We start from the raw sequence: 17,554 nt of genomic DNA, 5'->3' as shown, positions 1-17,554 counted from the left end.
TTTATCCAAATAAATAGTTGGCTACATCTTCAATTTTAGCGACAAGCTGAATTTTTATTTGTGTGTCTTTTAGGCTTATTTTGTTGTTTTTAGAAACGAAAATAGTGTCGAAGCCTAGTTTTTCGGCTTCTAAAATACGTTGCTCTACACGTTGTACAGGGCGTATTTCGCCAGCTAAACCAACTTCTGCAGCAAAACAAACTCCTTTTTCTATAGCGATATCTTCATTGCTAGAAAGTATAGCAGCAATTACGGCCAAATCTATCGCAGGATCGTCTACAGAGATTCCTCCAGTAATGTTTAGGAAGACATCTTTTGCAGCTAATTTAAATCCTGCACGTTTTTCTAATACGGCTAAAAGCATATTTAAACGTTTGGCATTGTATCCTGTAGTAGAACGCTGTGGTGTACCGTAAACGGCAGTACTTACTAAGGCTTGAATTTCTATCATAAGCGGGCGCATACCTTCTACGGTAGAAGCAATTGCAGTACCACTTAAGCCTTCATCATTTTTAGAAATTAATATTTCTGATGGGTTATTAACTTCACGAAGACCGCTTCCTTGCATTTCATAAATTCCCAGTTCTGAGGTAGATCCAAACCTATTTTTTAAAGAACGTAAAATCCGATATACATAATTACGATCGCCTTCAAACTGAAGTACACTATCTACCATGTGCTCCAAAATTTTTGGCCCGGCAATAGAACCATCTTTAGTAATATGGCCAATTAAAATTACAGGTGTATTTGTTTCTTTGGCAAATTTTATAAGCTCAGCTGTACATTCTCTAATTTGGGAAATACTTCCCGCAGCAGATTCAATATAATCAGTGTGCAGGGTCTGTATAGAATCAATCACCACAATATCGGGCTCGGTATCTTCTATTTGCTTAAAAATATTTTGAGTTTTTGTTTCTGTTAGAATAAAACAAGTATCACTATTTGGGTGTATACGATCTGCACGCATTTTTATTTGCTTCTGACTCTCTTCGCCAGAAACATACAATGTTTTATAGGGTAGTTTTAATGCAATTTGAAGTAGCAAGGTGCTTTTTCCAATACCAGGTTCACCGCCTAAAAGCGTTAAAGAACCAGGAACCAGTCCGCCCCCTAAAACACGATTAAATTCAAGATCAAAGGTGTTTAATCGCAACTCTTTTTCAGTGCTAATTTCATTAACACGCAAGGGTCTAGATACTTTTTTTGCAGTATTTGTTGGGGTTTTCCAGCTCGATTTTTCTTCTTTCTGAACCACTTCTTCAACAACGGTATTCCATTCTTTACAGGCAGTACATTGTCCTACCCATTTAGCATATTGTGTGCCGCAATTCTGACAAAAAAAAGCTGTTTTAGTTTTAGCCATTCCCTCTTTTTAGGTTTTGGATAAAGGTACTAAATAAGGGGTAATTAAAATCGGAAAATTTAAGCACTCCAAACCGTATAAAGCGGTATTTTAGTTTTTGGAAATTAACTTTTTATTCAAAGTCAGACGGATTACTTTTTTTTAGATGACCGTTTGAAAGATCATTTTAAAATAAATTAGTGCGATAGCTGCAATAAAAACGCAAATAAGTATGAGGTCTACGATTAAGATGGGTCTATAACGGAATTTAAATAAGAGAATAAGACTGATTAGTATTCTAGCTATAAAAAAAGTGCTTAGGATATTAAAATACAGTAAAGACTGCGTGTTGATTAAATGCGCTGTTTGAAAATTTAAAATGGATTTAAAATCTCGTGTAAATCCGCAGGTGGGACACTCTATGCCATAATTGGTCTTGTAATAGCACGTTAGTGTATCCTTCGAGATTAAAACGTAGAGTAGTGCTGAGGTGAAAAATAAAATAAAGAGTAGGTTAAAGAAAAGATGATTTCTACGATGTATAGCATCTGTGGCTTCCATAAACAAAGGTGTCTGATTCTATTCCCGATTCCAGTTTTAAACCTTTTGAGTTAAAGGAGGTTTCTTGTACTTCTTCTATCTCTTCTATCTCTTCTATCTCTTCGGGTATCACATCCAACTCTTCTGTGTCTTCTGATTCTTCTAGTTCATCTAGCTCTTCCGTTTCATTTATTTGTTGTAGCTCTATTTCGTCATATATTAATTTTGAAGTCACGAAAAATTGAAATCCGAGAGAGGCCATGCCTAGCAAAGAAATGACCAAAGCTATTATGGCTAGTATTTTTGTTTGCTCTAACATAAAGACCCTAATCACAGCTATGATTGAAAGGATGATTGCTATAGCCCCAAAGATGATAGCGAAAACACCTAAGCAGGGGATTACAGAAAAGATTAAGCTCGAAATTCCAAATACAATTCCGACAATAGATAGAATATTAGAATTTGATTTGTTTGGTTGATGGTCCATTTATTTAAAGTAATTGAGTGGTTTTGGTGTGCAATTTAAACATATTTATAAAATATAGTCTAATTCTAATACCCAAAATCAGCTTTTAAGGCATCAATTTTCTCTAAGGCCATATCTTTCGTTAAGAAATCTATTTCATCCATTCCAAATGCTTTTTCAAATGTACGTAGTGCTTTTTTTGGTTCTCCCATTTGCTCGTAATATTCGCCTTCAAAATAGAAGCCTAGCATAGTTTTTGGGTATTCTTTTTTACACAAATCTGCTAATGGTTTTAGTGATTCAAAATCTTCTTTTTTACGAGAAGCAGCATAAATAGCCATAATATCATTTAAGTCCACACTCTTTCTAAAACCAAATAGTTTTTCAATCATATCATATTTATTCGATAAATAATCAAAGACAGGTTCATCTGAAGTTATTATTTGCGTTTTATATTCGGTAGGGCTAATTGGTTTAAACATTCTAAAAACATTGTCAAATGCTTTTCCTAAAGCGTATGTCGCTACCGAGATATGATCTGCCTCTAAATATTCATCATAGAAATAATATAAGTTCTCTTTTTCAATAGCCTTAATAGCGGTGTTAAGAATTGGTGTTTGGGTATCTCTCTTTGCTTTTTCACCATCGGTAATCAAATGATAGAAAATTGTTTTTTTCATAGCACCTAATCTAGTAGGAATTCTTGTTTCCATTTCTGGTGCTAGCGTTGGAGAAATAGTTACATAGGAGTTAAAAAGAGATTCTTCTTTAAAAAGATAGTAGTTGCTAAAGTTAGCAGTAGCATCATAGCCTACAATCATTTTAAATGGCGCTGTACTATAACTAGTTTCTAAATAAGGAATAAGTTCCATTCCTATAAATTCAAAAAATAGTTTTGCTTTGTCAGAAGGCAAGCCAGAGCCTTCATCAAAGGCGCAATCTTGTGCTCTTAAATTATCTTTATATTGGTTTATGCCAACTATAATAGCTTGTGGCATACCATGAAATTTACTGTAAAATTTAGCTGTAGCAACCACATTGTCAAATAAATACTCTGCATCTAAAACAACAATTAAGGGATATTTTTTTTCTTGAGTATAATCCTCAGGAACATAATATTGTACGTCTCTCCTTTCTTGAAGTTTAAACGATTCAAAAATTTCTTGGGTAACTTGTGCGTTCGTTCCAAGGTATAAAAAGAAAGCCAATACGGTAAGTATACGTTTCATGACAGAAAAATTTAGGGACTTGTAATTATTTATTTCTGTTTAATAACGGTAATACAAGAAAAGATATTGCACCGAAAACTACAACCATTAAAGTTTGTGAGATCCACATGATCCAGCCAAAGGCATCTCCAGACACACTGCTTATGCCAAAAATGGCTAAAGCACTACTTACTACGATAGGGTAAAGTCCTACGCCACCATTAGTTGCGGTCATTGCAAATGCGCCAAAAACGAAGGCAACAAGCAGTTGGCTAATGGTTAAATCTATTGTTTCTGGAACCGTGAATTTTATGACCCAAAACATAGCGATGTAGATAAACCAAATGAATAGCGTATGAAAAATAAACGCCCACTTGTGTTTCATTTTAAAAATACTGGTAACTCCTTGGAGTAATCCTAAGGCAAAAGTTTTAATTTTTAAAAGAAATGGGTTCGATGATTTATTTAAAAGATAGAAAGCTACACCTGCAAATAAAGTAGCTGCTCCAAGTATGGCTACTATTTTATTCAGATTAAAACCTTTGTCCTCAAAAAAGGCTAAAATAATATCTGTTTGAAGAAAAAAGGTAATCGTAATAATGGTCAAAAGCATTATTAAATCCACAACTCTTTCTGTAACGATAGTGCCGAATCCTTTTTCGAAAGGTACTTTTTCGTAGGTTGTTAATGCTGTTGCTCTAAGTATTTCTCCAGATCTAGGAATCCCTAAGTTGGCAAAGTAGGAGGTAAGAATAATAAAAATATTATTTAATATTTTTGGTTTGTATCCTAAGGGTTCTAAAAGGTAATTCCATCTAATAGCTCTAGAAATGTGACTTAGAATCCCCATTAAAACAGAGATTCCCACCCAAAACATATTAGCTTCTTTTATGTAAAAAATAATTTGTGCTCTATCTTCTTCTGATGTAGCGTTATAGGAGTACCAAACTAAAAAAACTCCCAAGCTTATTGGGAGTACTGTTTTTAGTGTTTTTTTTAAAGATTTCTTCAAGAGCTTAATTCAGTAAGTTAGTTTCCTCGTTAGGGAATACTAAAGATGGATTGAATTTTTTTGCTTCTTCAATGTCCATTTGGCCATAGGTAATTAAAATAAGGATGTCTCCTACTGCCACTTTTCTAGAGGCAGCACCATTAAGGGTTATTTCTCCGCTTTTTCTAGGTCCGGGAATGGCATACGTTTCTAAACGTTCTCCATTATTGTTGTTCACAATCTGAACTTTCTCTCCTCTAATAATATTAGCAGCATCCATTAGGTCTTCATCGATAGTGATACTTCCAATGTAGTTAAGGTCTGCTCCGGTAACTTTTACACGGTGTATTTTAGATTTTACAACTTCTATTTGCATGGTACAAAGATAATAATTTACAAGGCAATGTTATCAATAAGTCGAATGTCGTCTACAAAAACTGCGACAAATGCCCTGTATTTTTTGTTATTTATTTTTTTGTTTACAGATTTTAGGGTGTCAATATCAGCAATTTTGAAATATTCTAATGCTAAATATTTGTTATTTTTAAACTCATTTTCAACCCATTCTACTACCTCCAATGCACTTTTTGTGCCAAACATTTCTTTGGCCTCTTTGAGTATTTTGTAAATGAATGCAGCTTCTTTACGCATTGGGGCAGAGAGTCTTTCATTTCTTGAGCTCATAGCTAGGCCGCTTTCCTCTCGTACTATTGGGCAACCAATAATTTCTACAGGAATAGCTTTTAGTTGTACAAGTTTTCTAATAATTTGTAGTTGCTGAAAATCTTTTTCGCCAAAATAAGCTTTATTGGGAGCAATGCTAGTCAGAAATTCTTCAACAATGGTGCCTACGCCGTTAAAGTGGTTAGCTCTAAATTCTCCTTCCATTACGGTGTCAAGTCCTTCAAAATTATAAATTTCAGCGGTAACGTTGCTTTGGTAAATTTCTGCTACAGAAGGGGTGTAAACTATTATGTTATCTGACGCTTTTTTTATTACTTTTAAATCATTTTCTAGCGTTTTTGGGTATTTTTCGAGGTCTTTTTGGTTATTAAACTGCGTTGGGTTCACAAAAATGCTCACAATTACCTGATCATTTTCTTTTGAGGCTTTTTCAATTAAAGAAAGGTGTCCAGAGTGCAGAGCACCCATGGTTGGTACAAGTCCGAGAGATTTCTTGTTTGAAAAAAACGCTGACAATTTGTCTTTTAGCTCCTTTTTAGTTTCTATTACTAGCATTAGTTTGTATTTAACAACTCGCAAACTTATATAATTACTGCTAATCTGCATAATTTTTGTAATTTTGCAGCCACGCCAATAAAAAAATTAAAAATAGCTTTTATGGATGGTAAAAAGATATTGTTTGTATCTTCTGAATTAGTACCCTACTTGCCAGAGAATGAGGTTTCCCTGATGTCATACGAAACACCTAAAATGGTGAATAGCAATGGAGGTCAGATACGGATCTTTATGCCAAGGTATGGTAATATCAATGAGAGACGTCATCAACTGCATGAGGTAATCCGTCTGTCGGGGATGAATTTAGTCATCAACGATATGGATATGCCTTTAATTATTAAAGTTGCTTCTATACCTAAAGAACGTATTCAGGTTTACTTTATTGATAACGAAGAGTATTTTAAGAGAAAAGCTACATTCGCTGATGAAAACGGAACTCTTTTTCCGGATAATGATGAACGTGCCATATTTTTTGCAAAAGGTATTGTAGAGACAGTTAAGAAATTAAACTGGTCACCAGATATTATCCATGTTCATGGTTGGATGGCTTCTTTAGTGCCGTTATATCTAAAAAAATACTATGCAGATGAGCCTCTTTTTTCAGAAAGCAAAGTAGTTACTTCGGTATACTCTAAAGGCTTTGAGGAAGAGTTGAATCCTGATATCGTTAAGAAAATAGAATTTGATGGAATTTCTGCTGATGATATTACTCCGTTGGCAAAACCAGACTATAATAATTTGTTAAAGATAGCTGTAGATTATTCAGATGCAGTTATTTTAGCCTCAGAGGAAATTTCGGAGGACTTGACTAAACACATTGCTACGCTTCAAAAACCAGTGCTTCCGTATGTTCCCTTCCATGAGTTTGAAGAGGCTTACGCAAATTTTTATAACACTGAAGTTCTAAAGTAAATTACATGACATTTCTTAAAAAAATAAGCTTTTCTGTTCTTACAGGAGTAGTAATAGCTGGATTGTTTTCATCTTGTGAAGATGAAGTTGCTACCATAGGTTCAGGTGTAATCGCTGGTGAACCATTTGGAACAGGTAAAGCTGTTTTTGATGTTTTTGCTTATAATAAGAAAATAAATACCGTTAAATCTAATCGATTACCTATTTATCAATTAGGTAATTTTAATGACCCACTTTACGGGAAAACTACGGCGACGATTACGTCTCAGTTACAGCTTTCAACAGTAAATCCAACCTTTGGGGCTTACTCAAAAACCATTGAAGATGGTGCGGTAACAGATACGATACCTGCAACAATTGTTGAAAATGAAACCGTAAAAAGCGTTTATCTATTTATTCCTTATTTAAGAAATGTTACAGATACTGATGGAGATGGAGTACCAGATGATTTAGATGTAGACCCGGCAGATGCAAATAGCGATACTGATGGAGATGGCGTTAGTGATAATCAAGAGAGAATTTCTGGATTAAACCCGTATAGTACTGATACTGATGGTGATGGTGTTTTGGATGCAGTAGATGCAGAGAATAATGTAAGCGCATACCCTAAAACATATGTTTTAGATAGTATTTATGGGTCGGGTAAAGCAGCTCCTTTTAATATAAAAGTGCAACGCTCTACTTATTTTTTAAGAGATTTAGATCCTGATGTAAATTTTGAACAGTCACAAGATTTTTATTCAGATCATGATTTTACGCCTTTCCTTACAGATCTTTTATATGATGGTACGGAGACCGTTCGTGATACTGAAATTATAATTTATAATGACGATGATCCAGATACGGAAGATGTTGATGAGGAAGGAACGGTAGCTCAAACTATTGGTGCTGGTATTTGGGTGCCTTTAAATAATCAGTTTTTTCAAGAAAATATTTTGGATAAAGAAGGTTCTCAGGAACTTTTAAACAATACCAATTTTAAAAATTTCTTACGCGGAATCAATATCGCTATTGATGCTGACGATGATATATTTATGTTGTTAAATTTGGGTGGGGCTAGTATTACTGTGACCTATACGTATGATGCAATTGATGTAAACGATACTGCTTATGACGTTTCTGATGATGAGAATGTTGTTTTAGAAAAGCAATTTGTTATTAATTTAGTTACCGGAGATGGGATTACATCTGCAATTACCGGTAATGCGGTAAATACATTTACGAATGAAGCTTATGCTCCAGAGGTGTTGGAGGCTATAAATTCAACAGAAAATGCAGAAAAAATATATCTAAAAGGTGGTGCCGGGTCTTATGCTGAGCTTAAATTGTTTGGTGAAGAAACTGCGATAAGTTCTAGCATTATCGCACAGATTAAAGCTAATAACTGGATTATAAATGAGGCTAACTTAGTCTTTTATGTAGATAGAACAAGTTTAGATGCTGCTCCTGGAGTTATAGAGCCATCACGTCTGTATCTATATAATGCAGAGACTAATGAGACATTGTATAATACGTTTACAGAATTTAATGTCACAAACCCTACCGCATTAAATGTTTTTCCTTTTTATGATGGTGTTTTACAAAAAGAAAGTGAAAAAGGAATTAAATATAAAATCAGAATTACTGATTATATAAATGCATTGTTAAATGGTGATCAAGCTGTGTCTACATTAGGTTTATCGGTTACTTCAGACATAAGAATTGTTTCTACTTCAGCAGCAAAATTAGCATCTTCAGAAGTTAATATTCCGTTAATGTCAACTATTAACCCACTTGGTACCGTACTTTATGGTAGTAACGTTAGCGGTACGGACCTGGATAAAAAACTTCAATTAGAAATTTTATACACCGAGGTAAACCAGAATTAAGGGTAAAATTATACCACTTAAAGTTTTTATTCGTTTTACGTCTATAGTTAGTCTAAAAATCTTTGCAGAATTCATAGTTTTGCCTAGAATTTTTAGACATTAACCAAATTATTTATTCAATATGTGTGGAATTGTAGGGTATATAGGGCATAGAGATGCTTATCCAATTATTATAAAAGGACTTCAGAGATTAGAATATAGAGGCTATGATAGTGCAGGTGTTGCTATTTATGACGGTGCAACTATAAACTTATGTAAAACTAAAGGTAAGGTTGAAGATTTAAAAAAGAAAGCAGAAGCTACCATGTCTTTAGAGGGTAAGCTTGGAATAGGACATACGAGATGGGCAACACATGGTGTGCCTAATGATGCAAATTCTCATCCGCATTATTCAAACTCGGGAGATTTAGTGATTATTCATAATGGAATTATAGAGAACTATGATTCTATTAAAAAAGAATTGATCAATCGTGGTTACGTCTTTCATTCAGATACCGATACAGAAGTATTGATTAATCTTATTGAAGAAGTAAAAAAGAAAGAGAATGTTAAGTTAGGAAAAGCGGTTCAAATTGCATTAAACCAAGTTGTTGGTGCTTATGCTATTGCTGTTTTTGATAAACATAAGCCAGATGAAATAGTGGTGGCTAAATTAGGTAGTCCTTTGGCTATCGGAATCGGAGAAGATGAGTTTTTTATTGCTTCTGATGCTACGCCATTTATTGAATTTACTAATAACGCTATGTATTTAGATGACGAAGAAATGGCAATTATCCGTTTGGGTAAAGAAATTAAGCTTCGTAAAATTAAAGATGATGCTGTAGTATATCCTATTATTAAGGAGTTGCAGTTAAATATTGAAGAAATTGAAAAAGGTGGTTACGATCACTTTATGTTGAAAGAAATTTATGAGCAGCCAAGAGCTATTCAAGATTCGTATCGTGGTCGCTTATTAGCAGATCAAGGTTTGATTAAAATGGCTGGTGTTGATGATAATTTAGAAAAATTCATGAATGCCAATAGAATTATTATTGTAGCCTGTGGTACTTCATGGCATGCAGGTCTAGTGGCAGAATATATTTTTGAAGATTTAGCAAGAATTCCTGTAGAGGTAGAGTATGCTTCGGAATTTAGATATAGAAATCCGGTTATTACAGATAAAGATGTGGTAATTGCTATTTCGCAATCAGGAGAAACGGCAGATACATTAGCAGCTATAAAATTAGCGAAAGAAAAAGGAGCTTTCGTTTTTGGTGTTTGTAATGTGGTAGGGTCTACTATTTCTAGAGAGACAGATGCAGGTGCTTATACGCATGCAGGTCCTGAGATAGGCGTTGCTTCTACAAAAGCATTTACAACTCAGATTACCGTATTAACTTTAATTGCATTAAAGTTGGCGAAAGAAAAAGGAGTTTTTTCGCAAAGTAAATACCATGAATTTTTAACCGAATTAGAGAACATTCCTTCAAAGGTAGAAAAGGCATTATTGTCTAATGACTTAATAGAGAAGGTGGCTGCAGTTTATAAAGATGCAACCAATTGTCTTTATTTAGGAAGAGGTTATAATTTTCCAGTAGCATTAGAAGGTGCACTTAAGTTAAAAGAGATTAGTTATATTCATGCAGAGGGTTATCCTGCTGCAGAAATGAAACATGGTCCTATAGCACTTATAGATGAGCAAATGCCAGTTTTTGTTATTGCAACAAAAAGAGGTCACTATGAAAAGGTAGTAAGTAATATCCAAGAGATTAAATCTCGAAAAGGAAAAATTATAGCGATTGTAACAGAGGGTGATGAAACCGTTAAGGAGCTTGCAGATCATGTGATTGAAGTGCCAGAAACTTTTGAAAGCCTTACGCCGTTACTAACTACAATTCCTTTGCAGTTATTATCTTACCATATTGCATTAATGAGAGGTTGTAATGTAGATCAGCCAAGAAACTTAGCCAAGTCGGTTACTGTAGAATAATAGCCTTGTAATAAGGTATAAAAGGGGAGGATGTTTACATCTTCCCCTTTTTTTTGTTTTTAAATTAAGCTTCCCTATTCTTTCATTTTACAAAATATTCAATAATTTGGGTGTCTTATTGTCAAAATAATACTATGCATGCATAATTTTTTTTATTTTCTTAGAAATCATATGAAAAAATATGTATCTTCGATTTTAAACTAATTAAACTTAACTCCCTCGAATGAAAACAACAATGTATGTATTCTTCCTTTTAGTGGGAACATTGGGATTCTCTCAAACCACAGTAAAAGGAAATGTAGTAGATCAAGATGGGCAACCAATTCCTGGTTCAAATGTAGTAATCGTAGGTAAAACTGTAGGAACAGTAACAGACTTTGATGGCAACTTTGTTCTAGAGACTTCAGAAGTGCCTCCTTTTAAACTAAAAATTTCAAGTATTGGCTATTCAGAAAGCACAGTAAGTATTACAAAAAACAATCAAAATGTATCTGCATCCTTAAATGAATCTCAAACACTTTTAGATGAGATTGTAATTTCAGCTTCTAGAACGCCAGAAAGAATTTTTGAATCTCCAGTAACCGTAGAGCGTTTTGGGATTGAACAAATTAAAAATACTACGGCGGCCGATTTTTACGGGGGTCTTGAAAATTTAAAAGGTGTAGACGTAAATACAAACAGTTTAACCTTTAAATCTGTAAACACAAGGGGTTTTGCAACCTTCGCAAATACCCGTTTTATGCAATTGGTAGATGGAATGGATAATTCTACGCCAGCATTAAATTTTCCTATCGGGAATTTGGTAGGTATGATAGAGACAGATGTTCAGAGTGTAGAATTATTACCAGGGGCTTCTTCTGCGCTTTACGGAGCTAATGCCTTTAATGGGATTCTTTTTATGCGAAGTAAAAGTGCCTTTGATCATGAAGGGATAAGCGTTTCTATTAAGAGAGGAATCACCTCTCAAGAAGCATCAGGAGATAATGCGTATACCGATTTTGGTATTCGTGCAGCACATAAATTTTCAGATAAATTTGCTGCAAAAGTAAATTTCGGGTATTTAAAAGGAACCGATTGGGCCGCTACAAGTGAAGTAGATAAGTTTGATCCTACAAGAACAAGAGCCAATTATAACTATGATGGTATCAATGTGTATGGAGATGAAGTTTCCACAAATATTAGATCGGCTTCTGGTCTTGGTATTGTTCCAAACGTTGTTGTGAGTAGAACAGGGTATAATGAGAGTGATTTAACCAATTACAATGCAGAAAGCATCAAAGCAGATTGGGGTCTCTATTACCGTCCTATAGAAGGTAGCAATCTTGAAGTGTCTTATGTAGGTAAGGTGGGTACAGGATCTACTATATATCAAGGAACCAATAGATATAACATCAATGGATTTTTTCAAGAGCAACATAAATTAGAGGTTAAAAATGATAATTTCTTTGTAAGAGGGTATGTTGTTGGTGATAAAGCGGGAGATTCTTATGATATGGTCTTTACGGGAATTAACATCAACAGATCATGGAAATCAGATGAGCAGTGGTTTGGAGAGTATATTCAAACCTATGCAGGAATAGAACTTAGTGGTAACCCAACAGGGTTAACAGATGATCAAAAACATGCTGCAGCAAGAGCGGTAGCAGATACGGGTCGTTATTTGCCAGGAACTACGGAATTTCAGAGTGCTTTTGATCGGGTTATCAAAGATCCAAACTTAGCTACAGGTTCTCAGTTTAAAGATGCTTCAAAATATTACCACGCAGATGCGAATTATAATTTTGGACATTTAACAGATTTTGCTGAGATTCAATTAGGAGGTTCCTTTAGAAGGTATGATTTAAATTCTTCAGGTACTATTTATACAGATTTTGATGGCCCTATTGGGTATTCAGAATATGGTGTGTATACTCAAATTCAGAAGAAATTTGATTTTTCGGATGATAAGAGTTTAAAATTAACGGGATCTATTCGGTATGACAAATCAGAGTTCTTTGATGGTTTCTTTTCTCCGCGTATTTCTGCAGGGTATAGTTTAAGTAGAGATCATAATATTAGGGCTTCTGTACAAACAGGTTTTAGAAACCCAACAACACAAGATTTATTTATTGGCTTAGATACAGGTAGGGCTATTTTAATAGGATCGGCTTCAGATAACTTAGACCGGTATACGAGAAGTTTTGCCGTTAGTGAAAGTGGTCAATTAGATGGTAATCCTGCACAAGTTACACAAACAGGTGCAGCTGCTTATGGTGATACCTATTCTTCTCAATCGGTAGAAACCTTTAAAGTAACTAGAAATGCAGATGATTTAAGAGTTGCGAATGCAGATTTGGTAAAAGCAGAACAAGTAACTTCTTTTGAAGTTGGTTATAGAGGTAAAGTAAATAAGTTAGTAGTAGATTTTAGTGCCTACTATAATAATTATAAAGACTTTATTTCTCAAGAAGTTGTAGATGCACCTTATTATGGTGTTGCTGGTGATGGTGGTTCTTCTGTTGATGCAATTAGAAATGATGATTTTCAACGGTATAGTGCGTACACAAACTCAGATGTAGATATTAATTCTTATGGAGCTTCATTAGGTTTAAATATGAAGGTGATGGGTAATTATAATTTAGGAGGTAGCTATACGTTTACAAAACAAGATTTTGATCAAGAGGCAAATCCAGATTTCATGTCTAGTTTCAATACTCCTGAGCATAAGTTTAAAGCTAATTTTGGGAATGATGCCTTATTTGAAAATTTTGGTTTCAACCTAGCGTATAGATTTAGTGATGATTATTTCTGGGAGGCTACTTTCGGGAATGGTGTTGTTCCTGAGTTCCATACCTTAGATGCTCAAATAAGCTACGCAGTTCCAAGTATTAAATCTTCTTTTAAATTAGGAGGCACCAATATTCTAGGTGATGAGTACTTCACGGCTTTCGGTACAGGATTTATAGGATCTATGTACTACCTATCTTGGACAATTAATAACTAATAAACTAAAAAATTAAGATGAAGAATATAAAATATATCCTGTTGTCTGCGGTGTCACTTACTTTTTTTGCCTGTAATGATATTGAAGATGTAGATAGAGTAGAGGCAGAGTTAATGGTAGATGCTCCTGCACTTGTAGCGGGTTCTGCAGACTTTTCTAAATTTGTAGCTGTAGGAAATTCATTAACAGCGGGTTTTACAGATAATGCATTATTTATTGCATCACAAGAAAACTCATTGCCGAATATGTTATCTCAGAAATTTGCATTAATAGGTGGTGGAGATTTTACGCAACCTTTAATGAATGACAATGTTGGGGGAATTGCTATTGCAGGAAATCGAATTTTACAACCTCGGTTGGTATTTGATATTAGTACATCTACACCGGTAAGTTTAGATGATTTATCAAGTACGCCAGTTACGGTAAGTACAGATTTAGCATTTAATAATCCTACGGGTCCATTTAATAATATGGGCGTTCCTGGAGCAAAAAGTTTTCATTTGTTAGCGCCGGGTTATGGTAACATCGCAAATTTGGCACCGCAATTAGCGAATCCGTATTTTGTTCGTATGACAGGAACAACACCAAATGCTAGTGTATTAGATTTAACATTAGCACAACAGCCAAGTTTCTTTTCCTTATGGATTGGTAATAATGATGTTCTTGGCTATGCGTTATCTGGTGGTGATGGGTCAAGTGCGTTAACTCCTGTAGAAGGAGCAGCAGGAGTAGGGTTTAGTGCAACATATGCTACATTAATTGGTGCTTTAACAGCAAATGGCGCAAAAGGAGTTGTGGCTAACATACCTAATGTAACGAGTATTCCGCATTTTACTACGGTACCATTTAGTCCTTTAAGTCCGGCTAACCCATTATTTGGTCCTCAGATACCAACATTAAATGGAGTTTTCGGTCAATTAAATCAAGTATTTGCTTTTTTAGAGAGTCAGGGAGTTACTGGTGCTACGTCGCGTCAGATCGTTTTTTCAGAAACCGCGGCTAGTGCAGTGGTGGTTAAAGATGAATCGTTAACGGATTTGTCTGCACAGATTACAGCAGTATTAAGTGCTAGTGATACATTTCCAGTATTTGTACAATCCTTTGGTTTGCCGGCACAAGCGGCTCCTTTAGTTGCGAGTCTTTTTGGGAATATTTACGGTCAAGCAAGGCAAGCAACTGCGGCAGATTTATTGGTATTGCCAAGTTCTGCGATTATAGGTAAAGTTAATGCAAGTTCTGTTTTATTCTTGCAAGGACAAGGTTTGTCAGAAGCTTTGGCTACGCAATTTTCATTAGAAGGTATCACATTGCCTTTAGCAGATAAATGGGTATTATTACCTAGTGAGCAAGAAGAGATTGCTACAGCAGTAAGTGCATTTAATAGTATCATTGCAGAGAATGCGAGTCAGGCTGGTTTAGCTTTAGTAGATGTAAATAGTATTTTAAGTGAGTTGGCTTCTTCGGGAATTTCAACAGGAGACTTTATACTAACGTCTAAGTTAGCTACGGGTGGTGCTTTTTCTTTAGATGGGGTGCATCCAACAGCTAGAGGGTATTCATTTTTAGCGAATGAATTCATGAAAGCAATAGATGTTACTTATGGTTCTAATTTTGAAGCTTCGGGTTCTTTATTGAATCCTGCAGATTATCCAACAAACTATGCTGCTGGTTTACAGTAGGTATAGCATAAAGTATAGATTTAAAAAGCACCTTTTTTAGGGTGCTTTTTTTATGTGGATAAAAAAGAAAAAAACAATTTCTATTTATAAGTTAAAAACATATCTTTGCAGCCTGAAAAACACAGGAAGCTATAACATAGCGGATTGTATTTCTCATACGCTTTAATTCTAAACATAAATACTTAGGTAATGTCTAAAGTTACAGGTAAAGTTTCCCAAATAATTGGGCCGGTTGTTGATGTTGAATTTCAATCAGGTTCAGAACTTCCAAAAATCTATGATTCTCTAGAGATCAAGAAAAAGGATGGTTCTCTTTTAGTATTAGAAGTTCAATCTCACATTGGCGAGAATTCCGTTAGAACTATTTCTATGGATTCTACGGATGGTTTAAGTAGAGGGACAGAAGTTGTTGCTACCGGTAGTGCAATACAAATGCCAGTTGGCGATGATGTATACGGCCGTTTGTTCAACGTAATCGGAGATGCTATCGATGGTCTTGGAGATCTACCTAAAGCAGGTAAAGATGGTCTTCCAATTCACAGAGAAGCTCCAAAATTTGAAGATCTATCAACGTCTACTGAAGTACTTTTTACAGGTATCAAAGTAATCGATTTAATTGAGCCTTATGCAAAAGGTGGTAAAATTGGATTATTTGGTGGTGCAGGTGTTGGTAAAACAGTATTGATTCAAGAGCTTATTAACAACATTGCAAAAGGTCACGGTGGTCTTTCTGTATTTGCTGGCGTAGGAGAACGTACTCGTGAGGGTAATGATTTACTTCGTGAGATGTTAGAATCTGGGATTATAAAATACGGTGATGATTTCATGCACTCTATGGAAGAAGGTGGATGGGATTTGTCTAAAGTAGATAAAAAAGTAATGAAAGATTCAAAAGCGACTTTCGTTTTTGGTCAGATGAATGAACCTCCTGGAGCACGTGCGCGTGTTGCTTTATCTGGTTTAACTATCGCAGAATATTTCCGTGATGGTGCAGGTGAAGGTCAAGGGAAAGATGTTTTATTCTTCGTAGATAATATTTTCCGTTTTACGCAAGCAGGATCAGAGGTATCGGCACTTTTAGGTCGTATGCCATCTGCAGTAGGGTATCAACCAACTTTGGCAACAGAGATGGGAGCTATGCAAGAGCGTATTACATCAACAAAAAGAGGTTCTATTACTTCAGTACAGGCGGTTTACGTTCCTGCAGATGATTTAACAGATCCAGCACCAGCAACTACGTTCGCGCATTTAGATGCAACAACAGTACTTTCTCGTAAAATTGCAGAGCTAGGTATTTACCCAGCGGTAGATCCTTTAGATTCTACATCTAGAATTTTAACGGCAGACATTTTAGGAAAAGAACACTATGCATGTGCTCAAAATGTAAAAGAGTTATTGCAACGTTATAAAGAGCTTCAAGATATTATTGCCATCTTAGGGATGGAAGAATTATCTGAAGAAGATAAATTAGCAGTAGGTAGAGCACGTCGTGTACAACGTTTCTTATCTCAACCTTTCCACGTAGCAGAGCAGTTTACTGGTCTAAAAGGAGTATTGGTAGATATTAAAGAAACCATCAAAGGATTTAATATGATTATGGATGGTGAGTTAGATCACTTACCAGAATCTGCATTTAACCTTAAAGGTACTATCGAAGAAGCTATTGAAGCTGGTGAGAAAATGCTAGCAGAAGCTTAACTAAAATAAAGTAATACGTTGAGTTTACTTAATACGTATTACTAACTTTTTAATACTAAAAAAATGTATTTAGAAATCGTATCACCAGAAGCCACCTTATTTTCAGGAGAAGTTACTTCAGTAACGGTACCTGGTATCAATGGTGAGTTTCAAATGTTAGCGAATCACGCCCCTATTGTTTCTTTATTACAAGATGGCGTAGTTAAAATTCAAGGCAACAATGTGGTTATTGAAGCAGCTTATAAAACAAAATTTTCTAAGTCGGCTACAGGAGCAATAACATTAGCCATCTCTAGCGGTACTGTTGAAATGAAAGATAACAAAGTGATCGTTCTAGCAGACTAAACACAATTAAATAAATTGTCTTCTCATAATAGAGGGTAATTGCAAGAATTATAAAAAATCCAGTGAAGGTCTCTTCGCTGGATTTTTTTTGTTTATGAGTTTTTTTGCAGGTGTAACTAATGCTATGCTGTGTACTCTAAATTATGGCTCATGGTTGCAGAGGTTGTTTAATCTGGTTTTCTATCATGTGATAGCAGCTATTTTTTTGGTGCAGCCCTATGGTGCTTTTATATCTATTCTTGATTTATTTTTAAGTCGATATGTTTTTTTTTTTTTGCTGAATAATTCTTTTTTCCTGCTTTGCATTTTCTTTT

The 17,554-nt window shown here is 35.0% G+C and carries 13 protein-coding genes; 7 read left to right on the top strand and 6 right to left on the bottom strand.

Annotated features, from left to right (window positions below):
* Position 1: 1 nt before the first annotated feature.
* The 6 genes from radA to panC form a co-directional block, all read right to left on the bottom strand.
* Positions 2 to 1,363: a DNA repair protein RadA gene (radA, locus tag CELAL_RS05785; protein WP_013549965.1), complete on the bottom strand. Its 1,362-nt coding sequence runs from the start codon at positions 1,361 to 1,363 to the stop codon at positions 2 to 4.
* 511 nt (positions 1,364 to 1,874) lie between these two features.
* Positions 1,875 to 2,369, bottom strand: coding sequence for a hypothetical protein (locus CELAL_RS22325; RefSeq protein WP_013549963.1), 495 nt, complete (start codon positions 2,367 to 2,369; stop codon positions 1,875 to 1,877).
* A 65-nt stretch (positions 2,370 to 2,434) separates the two neighbouring features.
* A complete protein-coding gene (locus CELAL_RS05770) occupies positions 2,435 to 3,577 on the bottom strand; it encodes an alpha/beta hydrolase (RefSeq protein WP_013549962.1) in 1,143 nt (380 codons plus the stop codon).
* A gap of 25 nt (positions 3,578 to 3,602) precedes the next feature.
* The gene (locus tag CELAL_RS05765; protein ID WP_013549961.1) at positions 3,603 to 4,568 is read right to left on the bottom strand and encodes a lysylphosphatidylglycerol synthase transmembrane domain-containing protein; all 966 of its coding nucleotides are present in this window, start codon (positions 4,566 to 4,568) and stop codon (positions 3,603 to 3,605) included.
* Between the two features lie 4 nt (positions 4,569 to 4,572).
* Positions 4,573 to 4,923 carry an aspartate 1-decarboxylase gene (gene panD, locus CELAL_RS05760; RefSeq protein ID WP_013549960.1) on the bottom strand — a complete coding sequence of 117 codons (351 nt, stop codon included), beginning with the start codon at positions 4,921 to 4,923 and terminating at the stop codon, positions 4,573 to 4,575.
* A 17-nt stretch (positions 4,924 to 4,940) separates the two neighbouring features.
* Positions 4,941 to 5,786: a pantoate--beta-alanine ligase gene (panC, locus tag CELAL_RS05755; RefSeq protein WP_041557968.1), complete on the bottom strand. Its 846-nt coding sequence runs from the start codon at positions 5,784 to 5,786 to the stop codon at positions 4,941 to 4,943.
* A gap of 102 nt (positions 5,787 to 5,888) precedes the next feature.
* On the opposite strand from panC, the gene CELAL_RS05750 reads away from it, so the two are divergent.
* The 7 genes from CELAL_RS05750 to CELAL_RS05720 all read left to right on the top strand — a co-directional run bounded on the left by CELAL_RS05750 (position 5,889) and on the right by CELAL_RS05720 (position 17,240).
* Entirely contained in the window at positions 5,889 to 6,698 is an 810-nt protein-coding gene (locus CELAL_RS05750; protein WP_013549958.1) for a glycogen/starch synthase, read from the top strand.
* Between the two features lie 5 nt (positions 6,699 to 6,703).
* On the top strand, positions 6,704 to 8,566 hold the full coding sequence (locus tag CELAL_RS05745; RefSeq protein WP_013549957.1) for a DUF4270 domain-containing protein: 1,863 nt from the start codon (positions 6,704 to 6,706) through the stop codon (positions 8,564 to 8,566).
* A gap of 121 nt (positions 8,567 to 8,687) precedes the next feature.
* Positions 8,688 to 10,535, top strand: a complete 1,848-nt coding sequence (gene glmS / locus CELAL_RS05740; protein WP_013549956.1) for a glutamine--fructose-6-phosphate transaminase (isomerizing) — start codon at positions 8,688 to 8,690, stop codon at positions 10,533 to 10,535.
* A 223-nt stretch (positions 10,536 to 10,758) separates the two neighbouring features.
* Complete coding sequence (locus tag CELAL_RS05735) at positions 10,759 to 13,518, top strand: TonB-dependent receptor (RefSeq protein ID WP_041557567.1); 2,760 nt, start codon at positions 10,759 to 10,761, stop codon at positions 13,516 to 13,518.
* 17 nt (positions 13,519 to 13,535) lie between these two features.
* The gene (locus CELAL_RS05730; protein WP_013549954.1) at positions 13,536 to 15,197 is read left to right on the top strand and encodes an SGNH/GDSL hydrolase family protein; all 1,662 of its coding nucleotides are present in this window, start codon (positions 13,536 to 13,538) and stop codon (positions 15,195 to 15,197) included.
* 189 nt (positions 15,198 to 15,386) lie between these two features.
* Positions 15,387 to 16,895 carry a F0F1 ATP synthase subunit beta gene (gene atpD / locus CELAL_RS05725; protein ID WP_013549953.1) on the top strand — a complete coding sequence of 503 codons (1,509 nt, stop codon included), beginning with the start codon at positions 15,387 to 15,389 and terminating at the stop codon, positions 16,893 to 16,895.
* Between the two features lie 63 nt (positions 16,896 to 16,958).
* Complete coding sequence (locus tag CELAL_RS05720; RefSeq protein ID WP_013549952.1) at positions 16,959 to 17,240, top strand: F0F1 ATP synthase subunit epsilon; 282 nt, start codon at positions 16,959 to 16,961, stop codon at positions 17,238 to 17,240.
* Positions 17,241 to 17,554 lie beyond the last annotated feature (314 nt).

This window comes from Cellulophaga algicola DSM 14237 (assembly GCF_000186265.1).
GTDB classification, from domain to species: domain Bacteria; phylum Bacteroidota; class Bacteroidia; order Flavobacteriales; family Flavobacteriaceae; genus Cellulophaga; species Cellulophaga algicola.
This window is presented reverse-complemented; position numbering and strand designations above follow the sequence as displayed.

Bases quoted from the DNA above. Each gene is read 5' to 3' on its own strand.
- radA (WP_013549965.1), bottom strand. From the start codon at position 1,363: ATGGCTAAAACTAAAACAGCTTTTTTTTGTCAGAATTGCGGCACACAA.
- CELAL_RS22325 (WP_013549963.1), bottom strand. From the start codon at position 2,369: ATGGACCATCAACCAAACAAATCAAATTCTAATATTCTATCTATTGTC.
- CELAL_RS05770 (WP_013549962.1), bottom strand. From the start codon at position 3,577: ATGAAACGTATACTTACCGTATTGGCTTTCTTTTTATACCTTGGAACG.
- panD (WP_013549960.1), bottom strand. From the start codon at position 4,923: ATGCAAATAGAAGTTGTAAAATCTAAAATACACCGTGTAAAAGTTACC.
- panC (WP_041557968.1), bottom strand. From the start codon at position 5,786: ATGCTAGTAATAGAAACTAAAAAGGAGCTAAAAGACAAATTGTCAGCG.
- CELAL_RS05750 (WP_013549958.1), top strand. From the start codon at position 5,889: ATGGATGGTAAAAAGATATTGTTTGTATCTTCTGAATTAGTACCCTAC.
- CELAL_RS05745 (WP_013549957.1), top strand. From the start codon at position 6,704: ATGACATTTCTTAAAAAAATAAGCTTTTCTGTTCTTACAGGAGTAGTA.
- glmS (WP_013549956.1), top strand. From the start codon at position 8,688: ATGTGTGGAATTGTAGGGTATATAGGGCATAGAGATGCTTATCCAATT.
- CELAL_RS05735 (WP_041557567.1), top strand. From the start codon at position 10,759: ATGAAAACAACAATGTATGTATTCTTCCTTTTAGTGGGAACATTGGGA.
- CELAL_RS05730 (WP_013549954.1), top strand. From the start codon at position 13,536: ATGAAGAATATAAAATATATCCTGTTGTCTGCGGTGTCACTTACTTTT.
- atpD (WP_013549953.1), top strand. From the start codon at position 15,387: ATGTCTAAAGTTACAGGTAAAGTTTCCCAAATAATTGGGCCGGTTGTT.
- CELAL_RS05720 (WP_013549952.1), top strand. From the start codon at position 16,959: ATGTATTTAGAAATCGTATCACCAGAAGCCACCTTATTTTCAGGAGAA.